Below are 12363 nucleotides of genomic sequence, written 5' to 3'. Positions count from 1 at the left end.
GGTTTTCTTGTTTTACGCGGCGCCATCCCGGCGCCGCTGCCGGTCCCACGCCTGCAGCGTCGTGTGCCAGTCCCGCGCCGCCTCGGCCGGCGCCGCCGCGGCGGCCTCGGCCAGCTGCTCCAGCAAGGCCCGCTGGCGCGGGCTCGGTGCCTCGGCGAACACCGGCGCGATGGTCACCACATAGTCGCCGCGTTCGCCGTCGCCCCGCTCGAGCGGCAGGCCCTGGCCGCGCAGCCGGTAGACGTGGCGGCCGCGCCGCAGGCGGATCTGCTGCAGGCCTTCGAGCGTCGGCACGTCGACCCAGGTCTCGGCGATCCACGCGAAGCCGTCGACCGGCATCTCGCAGCGCAGCGTGCCGTCGTCGCCGACGACGAAGAAGGGATGCGCGCTGACCTCGACGTGCAGCTCCAGCGTGCCGTCGAAGCCGCCCTGCTGGCCGGCTGCACCTTCGGCGTTCAGCACGTCGCCCTGGCGCAGGCCGGCGGGAAAGCGCACCGTGCGGCGATAGCGGCTGGCGCGCCGGCCCGCGCCGGCGCAGGCCGGGCAGGGCGGGTTCAGGTGGCCGCTGCCGTCGCAGGCACTGCACCGGGCCTGCGCCGACAGCCAGCCGAACCACAGGCTCTCGCGCACCTGGCCGGAGCCCGCACAGGTGGTGCAGGGCATGCGTTGGACTAACGTGCCAAGGCCGCGGCAGTCGCTGCAGTCATCGACCAGCCGGCCGCGCAGCACGCGCGTGCAGCCGAGTGCCGCGTCCTCCAGCGACAAGCGCACGCGCTGGCGCACCGTGCGGCCGGAGCCTGCCGCGCCGGTGTCCGCCGGTGCATCGATGCCGACAGCGAGCCGGATGCGTTCATAAGCGCCGTTGACGCGCTGCATGCGTGCCGCCGCATCGGGTGAGCGATTGCGGTCGGGATGCCAGCGCGACACCAGGCGGCGCCACGCAGCCTTGACTTCGCTCTCGCTGGCGCCCGGCGCCAGGCCGAGCTCGACGTACGCGTCATCGGTGCTCAATTCAATCCTCCGCTGCAAGCCTTGGCGCCGCATGCTACCGGGCATGGATGTCGGTGCGTGTAAGGACTCGGCCTGCCGGACGACAGACGGGGGCAGGTCGATCAACGGCCAGCGTCACAGGCAGCCGCGCGAGCGGCGTCGTTTTGCAACCTCCGATCCTTACAGAAAGCATTCACATGACCCTCAAGACCCAAGCCGGTTCGCTGGCCGCCGCCGCCGCCCTGTTCGCCCTCGGCGCCGCCGCCTTCGCCGCCCAGCCGCCGGCCGGCAGCTCGGGTGCCGCCATTGCCGCCAGCGACAAGGTGCATTGCTACGGCGTGCACGAGTGCAAGGGCAACAGCGACTGCAAGACCGCCGAGAACAGCTGCAAGGGCCAGAACGGCTGCAAGGGCCACGGCTTCAAGGCGCTCGGCGCGAAGGTCTGCCTGGACCAGGGCGGCACCATCGGCGACATCGTCGCGAAGAAGTAAGTCGACCTCTCTCACCGCTCCCACGGCTGCGTACGAAAGGGGTTATCGATGCTCGGCTTCGGTCTCGGTGCACGCACCGCGCACTACACCGCATTGCTCGATTCGGCGCAGCCGCTGGACTGGCTGGAGGTCATCAGCGAGAACTACATGGTGCCCGGCGGCAAGCCGCTGCAGATGCTCGACCGGCTGCGCGAACGTTATCCGCTGGTGATGCACGGCGTGTCGCTGTCGCTCGGCGCGGTGGCCGGGCCGGACCCGCAGTACTTGAAGTCGCTGCAGGCGCTGGAGCGCCGCGTGCGGCCGCTGTGGCTGTCGGACCACCTCTGCTGGACAGGCGTGCACGACCGCCAGATGCACGACCTGCTGCCGCTGCCGTACACCGACGAGGCCTTGCGCGTCGTCGTGAACAACATCCGAAAGGTGCAGGACGTGCTCGGCCGCCAACTGTTGATCGAGAACGTCTCCAGCTACCTCGAATTCACGAGCTCGGCGATGAGCGAATGGGAATTCGTCGCCCGCGTCTGCGACGAGGCCGATTGCCTGCTGCTGCTCGACCTGAACAACATCCACGTCAGCAGCGTCAACCACGGCTTCGATGCGCAGGCCTACCTGGACGCGATGCCGGCGCAGCGCGTGCGGCAGATCCACCTGGCCGGCCACACCGACCATGGCGACCACCTGGTCGATACGCACGACCATCCGGTGGCCGACCCGGTGTGGGCGCTGTACCGGCGCGCGCTCGAACGCTTCGGCCCGGTGGCGACGATGATCGAGCGCGACGACCGCATCCCGCCGCTGCCCGAGCTGATTGCCGAGCTTCACATCGCGCGCGGCATCGCTGCCGAGGTGCTCGACAGCCGCTGCGAGCTCGCGTGATGCAGACGCTGGAAACATTGCAGGCCGCGTTCCAGTCGCACCTGCTCGACGCGCCGAGCGATATCGCCGCTGCGGTGCGTCCCGGCGGACGCATCGGCGTCGAGCGGCGGTTGGGCGTCTACCACCACGCCTACCGCGCGCGCCTGGTCGAGGCGCTGAAGGACAGTTTCGGCCACACCGCGTTGTACCTGGGGGACGAGCAGTTCGATGCCGCCGCTCGCGTCTTCCTCGCCGCCCATCCGTCGATGCATCCGAACCTGCGCTGGTTCGGCGGCGCGTTCGCCGGCTGGCTCGCCGAGGCCTGGCCCGGCGATCCGGAAGTGGCCGAGCTGGCGCAGCTCGACGCTGCGCTGCGGCGCGCCTTCGATGGCCAGGACGAGGCGCCGCTCGGCCTGGAGGCCTTGGCCGCGTTGCCGCCCGACGCCTGGGACAGTGCGGTGCTGCGCTGGCACCCCAGCTGCGAGCGGCTGCACCTGCACTGCAATACGCTGTCGATCTGGCATGCGCTGGATTGCGACGAGGCACCGCCCGCGCCACTGCGCCTGGACGTGCCGACGGAAGTGCTGGTCTGGCGCTTCGGCTTCCAGCCGCACTTCCGCAGCCTCGGCGCCTTCGAGGCGCAGGCGATCGGCCTGATGTGGAACGGCCGGCCGTTTGCCGCGGCCTGCGCGGCGTTGGCGGCGAAGTTTCCGGATGCCGAGGTGATTGCCGAGGTCGGGGTGCTGCTGCGGCGCTGGATCGACGAAGGGCTGCTGGTGGCGATCGACGCGTGAAAACCCGGCGCCGGGCCGCCGTCCGTGAAGCAGCGGACAATCACGCCCATGCTGAAGCAACGCACCCTGAAGTCGCTGACCCGCGCGGTCGGCGTCGGCATGCACAGCGGGCAGAAGGTCGAGCTGACGCTGCGGCCGGCGGCGGTCGATACCGGCATCGTGTTCCGCCGCGTCGATCTGACGCATCCGGTCGACATTCCCGTGCGCCCCGACTCGGTCAGCGATACGCGCATGGCCTCGACGATCTCGGCCGGTGGCGACCCGGGCGCGCCGAAGGTGCAGACGATCGAGCACCTGATGTCGGCCTGCTGCGGGTTGGGGCTGGACAACCTGATCGTCGACATCAATGCCGACGAGGTGCCGATCCTCGACGGCTCGGCCGCCAGCTTCGTCTTCCTGCTGCAAAGCGCCGGCATCGCGCTGCAGGATGCGCCCAAGCGTTTCCTGCGCGTGCTGAAGACCGTCGAGGTGCGCCAGGGCGACGGGCCGAAGCTGATGTGGGCGCGGCTGGAGCCCTACCACGGCTTCAAGCTGAGCTTCGAGATCGACTTCGGCCATCCGGCGGTCGACGCCACCGGCCAGCGCACGACCTTCGACATGGGCTCCGGGCGCTACAAGCGCGACATCGCGCGCGCCCGCACCTTCGGCTTCACCAAGGACTTCGATGCGATGCGCGCGCGCGGGCTGACGCTCGGCGGCAGCATGGACAACGCCATCGTCGTCGACGATTCGCGCGTGCTCAATGCCGAAGGCCTGCGCTACGACGATGAGTTCGCGAAGCACAAGATCCTCGATGCGATCGGCGACCTGTACAACGCCGGCCGGCCGATGCTCGCCGCCTACACGGCGTTCAAGAGCGGCCACGCGCTGAACAACCTGCTGCTGCGCAAGCTGCTCGACGACCGCAGCGCCTGGGACATCGTCGCCTTCGACGACGAGTCGCAGGCGCCGGCGGGCTTCGCCGAGCTCGCGCCGGCCTGGTGATGCTGCTCTTCCGGCTCGTCTTCGGCCTGCTGCTCGTCGCCAGCGTGCTGTGCTTCGCGATGTTCGTCGGCACCAACGAGCCGGTGTGGAAGCGCCGCGGCGTCGTGGTGCTGAAGTGGACGCTGATCGCGGCGGCCTGCTTCTTCGCGGTGCTGATCCTCGAACGGCTCGCGCCGCTGCTGTAGCGCCGGTGCGGTAGAGTCCCGCCCCAGATGACTGTCCTCTACTGGCTCTGCGGCATCGTGTTCACGCTGACGGCGGGGTCAGCGATCGTGTTCTTCGGCCTGCACATCGCCACCGGCGAGCACGTGCCGCGCGAGCGGGCAGTGGCGCTGTACCGCTGGGCCGTCGTCACGGGGCTGGGAACCTTCAACCTCTGGATCTTCAAGCGCGTTTTCGACGGCATCCGCGTGCTGATCCACTGACCTGCATCAGAACAGCGCCTGCGCCAGGAACTGCAGGCTGCGCCCGTGCGCCAGCGCCGCGCTCGGCGCGTGGTAGGAGGCGCGCGCCCAGCAGTTGAAGCCGTGCATCGCGCCGGCGTACACATGCAGCTCGTGCGGCTTGCCGGCCATCGCCGCGCGCACCTTGTCGATCGCCGCCGGCGGAATGTGGTCGTCGCGCTCGGCGTAGTGGAACTGCACCGGGCAGCCGATCCGCTCGGCGAGCTCCAGCTGGTTGTGGATGCCGCCGCCGTAGTAGGCCACCGCCGCATCGACGCCCGCCAGCGCCGCCGCGGTGTAGGCCAGCCGCCCGCCCATGCAGTAGCCGATCGCGCCGATCTTCTGGCCGGCGATCTCGGCGCGGCCGCGCAGCGCGGTCGCCGCGGCCTGCAGGTCGGCCACCAGCTCCGCCGGCTGCAGCTTGGCCGCGAGCTCGATGCCGCGCTGGCGATCGGCGCCCTCGTAGCCGAGCTCGACGCGCGGCGCCTGGCGCCAGAACACGTCCGGCGCCAGCACGACGAAGCCATCCATCGCGTACTGCCGCGCGACCGCGCGGATGTGGTCGTTGACGCCGAAGATCTCCTGCAGCACCAGCAGCCCGGGGCCGCTGCCCGAAGGCGGCAGCGTCAGGTGCGCGGCGAAGCCGCCAGAGATTTCGATCCATTCGCTGTGTACCGGCAGGCTCATCGAAGTCATCTCCTTCACGACGTGGTCGTGTCTGTCCCAGCGAACACCGCGGATCCGGCTCTGCCGGGCCGCTGGTGTTGCCCCCTCGAGGGGGAGGCGGCCGAAGGCCGCTCCGGGGGTGGGCACATCAATAGGTCCGACCGCGTTTGTACTGCGCATGGGCACGCGGCGCGAGCGAAGCGCCCTTGGCCAGCGCGGCGAAGCTGCGCGCCGCATGGGCATGGGTGATCGCCAGGCCGAGCGCATCGGCGGCATCCTTGCCCGGCAGGCCGGGCAGCTTCAACAGGCGCATCACCATCTCCTGCACCTGGCTCTTGGTCGCCAGGCCGTGGCCGACGATCGCCTTCTTCATCTGCAGCGCGGTGTACTCGGCCACCGGCAGGTCGCCGTGCACCAGCGCGGCCAGCGCCGCGCCGCGCGCCTGGCCGAGCAGCAGCGTGCTCTGCGGGTTGACGTTGACGAAGACGATCTCGACCGAGGCCGCCTCGGGCTGGTAGCGCTGCATCACCTCGGCGACGCCGGAGAAGATCAGCTTCAGCCGGCCCGGCAGGTTGCCCTTCGCGGCCTCGCCGGTCGAGATCGTGCCGCTGGCCACATAGGCCAGCTGCGCGCCCTGCACGTCGACGACGCCGAAGCCGGTGCGCTGCAGGCCGGGGTCGATGCCGAGGATCCTCATCGGCACGCCATCACGGCCCGCCCGGCCGCCCGAAGGGCCGTGTGGGCCCCTCGGGGGCCGCGAACGCAGTGAGCTGGGGGCACCATCTATGGCCGGTACTGGAAATACCAGCGCACCGAGTGGAAGAAGACCGGCGCCGCGAAGCAGATCGGCGCCACGCGGTCGAGCAGTCCGACCGCGCCGGTCACCGATACCGCGTTGCCCCAGTGGCTGACGCCGGCGTCCTTCTTCAGCGCCCGCATCACGAATTCGCCCAGCGTGCCCGAGGCCGCGGCGATCGCCGCCATCACCAGCGCCTGGCCGGCCTTGAACGGCGTGATCCAGTACAGCGCGGTGCCGACGACCGCCGCCGCCAGCACGCCGATGCCGAACGCACGGTACGAGAACGAGCGGTCGATCTGCCGCGCCACCGGCCGCCGCCGCAGCTGGCGGCTGGCGAGCTCCTGCGCGATCTGCGCGGTCGTCGCGACGATCACCAGGAAGAACACCAGGAACGCGCCGCGCCCCTGCAGCCGCGGAAAGTCCAGCAGCAGCAGCGCCGGCGCATGCGACAGGCCGTAGACACAGACCATGATGCCCCACTGGATCTTCGCGTTGCGTTCGAGGAAACGCTCCGGATCGCCGGCCAGCGCGCTGACGACCGGGATCGCGAGGAACACGTAGACCGGGATGAAAACCGAGAACAGGTCGAAGTTGCGGTTGCCGACCAGCGCGAACTGCAGCGGCAGCACGATGAAGAAGGCGAGGATCAGGCTGCGGTGGTCGCTCGGCCGCGTCTTCAGCAGCGTCACGTACTCGCGGAAGGCGAGGAACGAGACGATGACGAACAGCAGCGTCGCGCCCGGCGCACCGGAGACCCACGCCAGCCAGAACAGCACCGCGCTGACCCACAGCGCCCGCAGCTCGCGGCGAAAGCGCTGGTAGCGCACCTGCGCCTGGCCTTCCAGCTCGCGCAGCGTGCGCAGCGCGGCGATGCCGGTGACGATCAGCAGCAGGCCGAACAGGATCACGAACAGCAGGGCGACCTGCTGGTTGGCGTCGAGGTCGCGTAGCGCGCTCATCAGTTCACCTGCGGGCGCAGCGCGATCACGGCCTCGCGGGCGCGTTCGAGGAAGCCGCGCTTTTCTTCTCCGGCCTGCAGCTGCAGCGGCGCGCCGAAGGTCACTGTGCACAGGATCGGCACCGGCACGACCTCGCCCTTGGGCATCACGCGCTGCACGTTGTCGATCCACGCCGGGATCAGCTGCACGCCGGGAAACTGTTCGGCCAGGTGATACAGCCCGCTCTTGAAGGCCTGCGGCAGCCCCTTGTTGCTGCGCGTGCCCTCGGGAAAGATCACCAGCGAGTCACCGTTCTTCAGCGCTTCGGCCAGCGGCTCCAGCGGGTCCTGGTCATCGGTGCGCTGGCGCGCGACGTACACGGCATTGAAGACCTCGCGCGTCAGCCAGTGTTTGAATTTCCCCGTGGTCCAGTAGTCCTTCGCGGCGATCGGGCGTGTCACCGCGCGCAGGTCGTGCGGCAACGAGGCCCAGATCAGCACCCAGTCGAGGTGGCTCTGGTGATTGGCGAAGTAGATGCGCTGCTCGGCCATCGGCGGGCAGCCCTTCCAGTGACCTTGCGCGCCGGTGATCAGCCGGGCGACGGTCGACAGCAACAGGCCCATGGCCTCGGCACGCGTCATGGGCGGCGATCTTAGTTCGGCAATTCGTACAGCCAGCGCACCGCGCGTTCGAATTCCTGGCGCCATGCCGCTTCGTTGTGCTCGGCCTTGGGAACGATGCGCAGGGTCAGTGCCGGCGCGTAGGGTCGCGACGCCAGCTGCGCATGCATGCGCTGCACGTCGTCGACCATGCCGCGGCCCTCGCGGCCACCCATGTACAGGTACAGCCGCGCGGTCGGCGGCGGGGTGTGGCGCTCGGCGTGCGCGAACACCAGCGGCGCGGTCCAGTAGGCGGGCGAGAAGATGCCCGCCTTGCCGAAGACCTGCGGATGACGCTGGATCGCGTAGTGCGAGATCAGCCCGCCCATCGAGCTGCCGAGGATCGCCGTGTGCCGTGCTTCGGGCAGCGTGCGCAAGCGTCGGTCGATCATCGGCTTGACCACCTCGACGATGAAGTTGAGATAGGCGTCTCCTTCGCCGGCGCCGTGCTCGGGATGCGGCCAGGGGTTCAGCTCGTTCATCCGCTTGTCGAGTCCGTTGTCGATGCCGACGACGATGGCCTCGAAGCCGCTCGTGCGCGCCAGCTGGTTCAAAGTCTCGTCGACGCCCCATTCGCCGGCGTACGAGGTCGCGTCGTCGAACAGGTTCTGGCCATCGTGCATGTAGATGACGGGGTAGCGCCGCTCACTTTGAGCGTAAGACGGCGGCAGGTACAGGCGCAGCGTGCGCTGGCGCTCGAGGCCGGGGATCACGAGCGGTGGATTCAGCACCTGCACGTTCGGCAGGGCCGACGGCGGGCGCGGCGCGGGGGCAGGGGTAGGCGCGCAGGCGGCGAGCAGCCAGGCCAGCGCAAGGACAAGCATCGGGGACGGGGACATTTTGCCGATGCTAGCTGCCCCGGATGCAGAATCGCCCGATGGGTCAGACCGCGCCGCTCAGCGTGCTGGTGACCGGTGCCAGCGGGCGCATCGGTCGGGCGATCGTCGTCCGGCTGGCGCTGACGCACCGCGTGAGCGGCCTCGACCGCACGCCGTCGTCGACGGCGGAATTCGTCGGCGACGTCTGCGACCGGCGCCTGCTCGAACGTGCGCTCGACGGCATCGATGCGGTCGTGCACGTGGCCGCGCTGCATGCACCGCATGTCGGCTTGGTCGGCGATGCCGAGTTCCAGCGCATCAATGTCGACGGCACGCGCACGCTGCTGCTGGCCGCGCGCCGCGCGGGCGTGCGGCACCTCGTCTTCACCAGCACGACCGCGCTGTACGGCGCGGCCGCCGATCCGCAGCACCGCCACGCCGCCTGGATCGACGAAGAGACGCCGCCTGCGCCGCGCACCGTCTACCACCGCAGCAAGCTCGCCGCCGAGGCGCTGCTGGCCGACGCGGCGCTCGCCGACGGGCCGGCGGTGACGCTGCTGCGCATGTCGCGTTGCTTTCCGGAGCCGGCACCGCTGATGGCCGCCTATCGGTTGCACCGCGGCATCGATGCGCGTGACGTGGCCGAGGCGCATGCGCTGGCCTTGCTGCATCCGCCGTCGACGTCGCGCTGCCTGGTCGTGTCGGGCGCGACGCCGTTCGAGCCCGATGATGCGGCGCAGCTGCTGAACGACGCGCCCGCGGTGATCCGCCGCCGCGCGCCGGCGCTGGCCGAGGCGTTCGAGCGCCGCGGCTGGCCGCTGCCGACGTCGATCGACCGGGTTTACTCGTCGCAGCTTGCGCAACAGGTGCTGGGCTGGCAACCCCGCTTCGGTTTCGACGAGGTGCTGCGCGAGTTCGATGCCTGCTCGCCCGAGGTGCTGCCGCCGCGCACCGACTGGAACGCCGTCGAATGACGCCAGCCGCGCCGGCCTTGAAGATCCAGCGGCTGACGCCGAAGCGCTTCGCCGACCTCGAGACGCTGTTCGCCGCGCGCGGCTGCTCGGTGGCGCGCAACTGCTGGTGCATGTACTACCGCTGGAGCGGCGCGCCGCCGAAGCGGCCGGCAGGGGTCTCCTATGCCACGGTGAGCCGGGCTGCGTTCAAGGACTTGCTCGACGACGGCCGCTTCATGGGCCTGATCGCCTACGCCGGCAAGGAGCCCGTCGGCTGGCTCTCGGTCGGCCCGCGCGAGGACTACGCCAAGCTGCAGCGCTCGCCGGTGATGAAGCCGGTGGACGCGCAGAAGGTCTGGTCGGTGATCTGCTTCGTCGTCGCCGGGCCGTGGCGCGGGCAGGGCGTTGCGAAGGCCTTGCTCGATGCAGCGGTGGAAGTCGCGCGCAAGCGTGGCGTGACGCTGGAGGCCTATCCGGTCGACAAGCCCGGCCACACGGCGGACGACAACCTGTGGTTCGGGCCGAAGTCGATGTTCGATGCCTGCGGCTTCGACGAGGTCGCGCGGCGCAAGCCGACGCGGCCGGTGGTGCGATTGACGCCGGTTTGACTCACGCCAGCGGATCGAGGCTCGGCCGCGGCAACGCCGGCACCGGCTCGCGCGGCGCCGCGCGGCCGGCGTCGATCGCCGCGGCGAACGGCGGCACCTGCTGCGCCGGATCGTCGCCGAGGCCGCGCACGATGCAGACGCCCGAAGCGCCGCAGCGCGCGGCGGCGGCGGCCTGCGCGGGTTCGAGGATGCCGCCGATCGCCACCACCGGCGCGGGGGCCACGGCGCACCACCAGGCCAGGTTGTGCAGGCTTTGCGGGCGCCACGGCATGCGCTTGGTGGTCGTCGCCCACACGGGGCCGCAGGCGACGTAGGCCGGCTGCCACGCCGCCGCGCGGGCCAGCTCCCACAGGCTGTGCGAGCTCAGGCCGAGCGCGAGGCCGGCCTGCTGCGCGGCGCGCAGCTCGGCGCGCTCGCTGGCATCGAGTGCCAGCAGGTCTTCCTGGCCGAGGTGCACGCCGGCGGCGCCGAGCTCGAGCGCCAGCGCCCAGTGGTCGTTGATGAAGAGCTGGGCACCGGCTTGCCGCGTCGCGGCGATCGCATGGGTCAGTGCGGCGTGCAGCGCGGAATCAGCCCGCGGCGCCTTGATGCGCAGCTGCACCGTGCGCACGCCCGCGGCCAGCACCGCGTCGATGCGTTCGGCGCGGTCGACGATCGCATAGAGGCCGATCGGCGCGCCGCTGCCCGCGGAGCGCGCAACGGGGGCGTTCGGCAGGTCGTCGTCGACGAGCCGGGGCAACAGCTGCGGGTCCGTTGCGAAGCCCGGCCGCAAGCGGACCGGCCCCGGCCCGGCGCCCGGCGTCGGCAGCGCCGCATCGGCGCGCAACGCGAAGGCCACCGCCATCTTCGCCAGCACGGCGGCATCGGCCGCGACGAAGCCCAGCGCCAGCGCCGCGGCCAGCGCGCTGGCGAAGCTGCAGCCGGTGCCGTGCGTGTGCGGGGTGTCGACACGCGGCAGGCTGAGCCAGCCGGTGGCCTGCGGGCTGAGCAGCCAGTCGTGCGCGCCGTGGTTGTCGGCGTCGTCGCCGCCGGTGATGCAGACGGTCGCCGGTCCTAGCGACTGAAGAGCGCGTGCAGCGGACGGCAGCTCGTGGCGTGCGAAACGCGGCTCACCCAGCAGCAGAGCCACCTCGCGCCGGTTCGGCGTGATCACGTTGGCGCGTGGCAAAAGCTCGCCGCGGAGCGCTGCCCACAGTTCACGATCGGCCAGCGCCGCGCCGCTGGACGCGCGCAGCACCGGATCGATCACCAGCGCCAGCGGGCCGCGTCGACGCAGCCGGTCGATGCGCCGCGCCAGCCGCTCGACGTTCTGCCGGCTGCCGAGCACCCCTGTCTTGATGACCCGCGGCGGCAGGTCGTCGGCCAGCGCGTCGAGCTGCGCGTCGAGCAGTGCGGGATCGACGGCGTCGACCCGCAGCACCGCCTGCGAGTGCTGCGCGGTGACCGCGGCGACCACCGGGCACGTGTGCACGCCGAAGGCATCGGCCGCACGCTGGTCGGCCGCGAGCCCGGCGCCGCCGCCGCTGTCGGTGCCGGCGATGCTCCAGAGGATAGGTGGACCGCTCATGGAAGGACGAAGGGCCGGCCGTCGACCGGTGTGCTGGCGCTGGCCAGGTCCTGCGTCGCGATCAAGCCCGCTTCCCAGCCGAGCCGCCCCGCCGCCACCGCCTGCGCCATCGCCGCCGCCATGCGCACCGGATCGCCGGCCTTCGCGACGGCCGAGTTCAACAGCACCGCGTCGAAGCCCAGCTCCAGCGCCTGCACCGCATGCGACGGCGCGCCGATGCCGGCATCGACGATCAAGGGCACGTCCGGCAGCCTGGCACGCAAAGTACGCAGCGCCCACGGATTGATCAGCCCCTGGCCCGAGCCGATCGGCGCGCCCCAGGGCATCAGCACCCGGCAGCCGACGTCGAGCAGGCGGCGGCAGCTGACCAGGTCCTCGGTGCAGTACGGGAACACTTCGAAGCCGTCGCGCACCAGCGCTTCGGCGGCGGTGAGCGTCTCCCACGGGTCGGGTTGCAGCGTGAGCTCGTCGCCGATCACCTCGAGCTTGATCCAGCGCGTGTCGTAGAGCTCGCGCGCCAGCTGCGCCAGCGTGATCGCTTCGCGCGCGCTGCGGCAGCCGGCGGTGTTGGGCAGCAGCCGCGCGCCGTGGTCTCGAACGGCGGCGCGCACGCCGGCGATGAAGCCGTTGTCGGCAGCGCCGGCGCCGAGGCTGCGCTTCAGCCCGACGGTGACCACCTGCGTGCCGGAGGCGGCGATGGCCTGACCGAGTACTTCTGGTGATGGGTAACCTGCCGTGCCGAGCAGCAGCCGGCTGCGCAGCGGGTGGTCGTAGGCCGACCAGGGGGTGGGAGTCATC

At 70.9% G+C, this 12363-nt stretch carries 16 protein-coding genes; 8 read left to right on the top strand and 8 right to left on the bottom strand.

Translation table 11 applies throughout. From position 1 onward, the window contains the following. Positions 1–12: 12 nt before the first annotated feature. Positions 13–1011 carry a DnaJ C-terminal domain-containing protein gene (locus HLB44_RS31320; protein ID WP_217283875.1) on the bottom strand — a complete coding sequence of 333 codons (999 nt, stop codon included), beginning with the start codon at positions 1009–1011 and terminating at the stop codon, positions 13–15. A 176-nt stretch (positions 1012–1187) separates the two neighbouring features. Here HLB44_RS31320 and bufA2 point away from each other — a divergent pair, with 176 nt between their 5' ends. From bufA2 to HLB44_RS31290, 6 genes are read left to right on the top strand one after another with little or no spacing between them, the layout of a single operon-like run. Next, positions 1188–1481: a BufA2 family periplasmic bufferin-type metallophore gene (bufA2, locus tag HLB44_RS31315; protein WP_173132759.1), complete on the top strand. Its 294-nt coding sequence runs from the start codon at positions 1188–1190 to the stop codon at positions 1479–1481. Between the two features lie 48 nt (positions 1482–1529). Beyond that, positions 1530–2357 (top strand): MNIO family bufferin maturase, encoded by an 828-nt coding sequence (gene bufB / locus HLB44_RS31310; protein ID WP_173132756.1) that lies wholly within the window; start codon positions 1530–1532, stop codon positions 2355–2357. Next, positions 2357–3130 carry an HvfC/BufC family peptide modification chaperone gene (locus HLB44_RS31305; protein ID WP_173132752.1) on the top strand — a complete coding sequence of 258 codons (774 nt, stop codon included), beginning with the start codon at positions 2357–2359 and terminating at the stop codon, positions 3128–3130. The genes bufB and HLB44_RS31305 overlap by 1 nt, the downstream gene beginning before the upstream one ends. A gap of 48 nt (positions 3131–3178) precedes the next feature. Next, positions 3179–4114, top strand: coding sequence for a UDP-3-O-acyl-N-acetylglucosamine deacetylase (lpxC, locus tag HLB44_RS31300; protein WP_173132749.1), 936 nt, complete (start codon positions 3179–3181; stop codon positions 4112–4114). Continuing rightward, on the top strand, positions 4114–4299 hold the full coding sequence (locus HLB44_RS31295; RefSeq protein WP_173133163.1) for a hypothetical protein: 186 nt from the start codon (positions 4114–4116) through the stop codon (positions 4297–4299). Before lpxC ends, HLB44_RS31295 begins: the two co-directional genes overlap by 1 nt. 27 nt (positions 4300–4326) lie before the next feature. Then, positions 4327–4539, top strand: a complete 213-nt coding sequence (locus HLB44_RS31290; protein ID WP_173132746.1) for a hypothetical protein — start codon at positions 4327–4329, stop codon at positions 4537–4539. Positions 4540–4545: 6 nt separating this feature from the next. Here HLB44_RS31290 and HLB44_RS31285 read toward each other — a convergent pair whose 3' ends face one another. The 5 genes from HLB44_RS31285 to HLB44_RS31265 form a co-directional block, all read right to left on the bottom strand. Then, entirely contained in the window at positions 4546–5244 is a 699-nt protein-coding gene (locus tag HLB44_RS31285; RefSeq protein ID WP_173132743.1) for a dienelactone hydrolase family protein, read from the bottom strand. Between the two features lie 127 nt (positions 5245–5371). After that, entirely contained in the window at positions 5372–5920 is a 549-nt protein-coding gene (gene ruvC / locus HLB44_RS31280; protein WP_173132740.1) for a crossover junction endodeoxyribonuclease RuvC, read from the bottom strand. An 86-nt stretch (positions 5921–6006) separates the two neighbouring features. After that, on the bottom strand, positions 6007–6981 hold the full coding sequence (locus HLB44_RS31275) for a phosphatidate cytidylyltransferase (protein WP_173132737.1): 975 nt from the start codon (positions 6979–6981) through the stop codon (positions 6007–6009). Further along, on the bottom strand, positions 6981–7601 hold the full coding sequence (locus HLB44_RS31270; protein WP_173132734.1) for a lysophospholipid acyltransferase family protein: 621 nt from the start codon (positions 7599–7601) through the stop codon (positions 6981–6983). Before HLB44_RS31270 ends, HLB44_RS31275 begins: the two co-directional genes overlap by 1 nt. Before the next feature lie 11 nt (positions 7602–7612). Next, positions 7613–8458, bottom strand: a complete 846-nt coding sequence (locus HLB44_RS31265) for an alpha/beta hydrolase (protein WP_173132731.1) — start codon at positions 8456–8458, stop codon at positions 7613–7615. A 38-nt stretch (positions 8459–8496) separates the two neighbouring features. On the opposite strand from HLB44_RS31265, the gene HLB44_RS31260 reads away from it, so the two are divergent. Beyond that, positions 8497–9411 carry an NAD-dependent epimerase/dehydratase family protein gene (locus HLB44_RS31260; RefSeq protein ID WP_173132728.1) on the top strand — a complete coding sequence of 305 codons (915 nt, stop codon included), beginning with the start codon at positions 8497–8499 and terminating at the stop codon, positions 9409–9411. Beyond that, positions 9408–9998 (top strand): GNAT family N-acetyltransferase, encoded by a 591-nt coding sequence (locus HLB44_RS31255; RefSeq protein WP_173132726.1) that lies wholly within the window; start codon positions 9408–9410, stop codon positions 9996–9998. Before HLB44_RS31260 ends, HLB44_RS31255 begins: the two co-directional genes overlap by 4 nt. Before the next feature lies 1 nt (position 9999). Here HLB44_RS31255 and thiD read toward each other — a convergent pair whose 3' ends face one another. Then, positions 10000–11565 carry a bifunctional hydroxymethylpyrimidine kinase/phosphomethylpyrimidine kinase gene (thiD, locus tag HLB44_RS31250; RefSeq protein WP_173132724.1) on the bottom strand — a complete coding sequence of 522 codons (1566 nt, stop codon included), beginning with the start codon at positions 11563–11565 and terminating at the stop codon, positions 10000–10002. Beyond that, entirely contained in the window at positions 11562–12362 is an 801-nt protein-coding gene (locus HLB44_RS31245) for a thiazole synthase (RefSeq protein WP_173132722.1), read from the bottom strand. Before HLB44_RS31245 ends, thiD begins: the two co-directional genes overlap by 4 nt. Between the last annotated feature and the right edge of the window lies 1 nt (position 12363).

The organism is Pseudaquabacterium terrae, from assembly GCF_013266755.1.
GTDB lineage: Bacteria > Pseudomonadota > Gammaproteobacteria > Burkholderiales > Burkholderiaceae_C > Pseudaquabacterium > Pseudaquabacterium terrae.
Note: the sequence above shows the minus strand (reverse complement) of the source record. Positions and strands in the feature narration are given on the sequence as shown.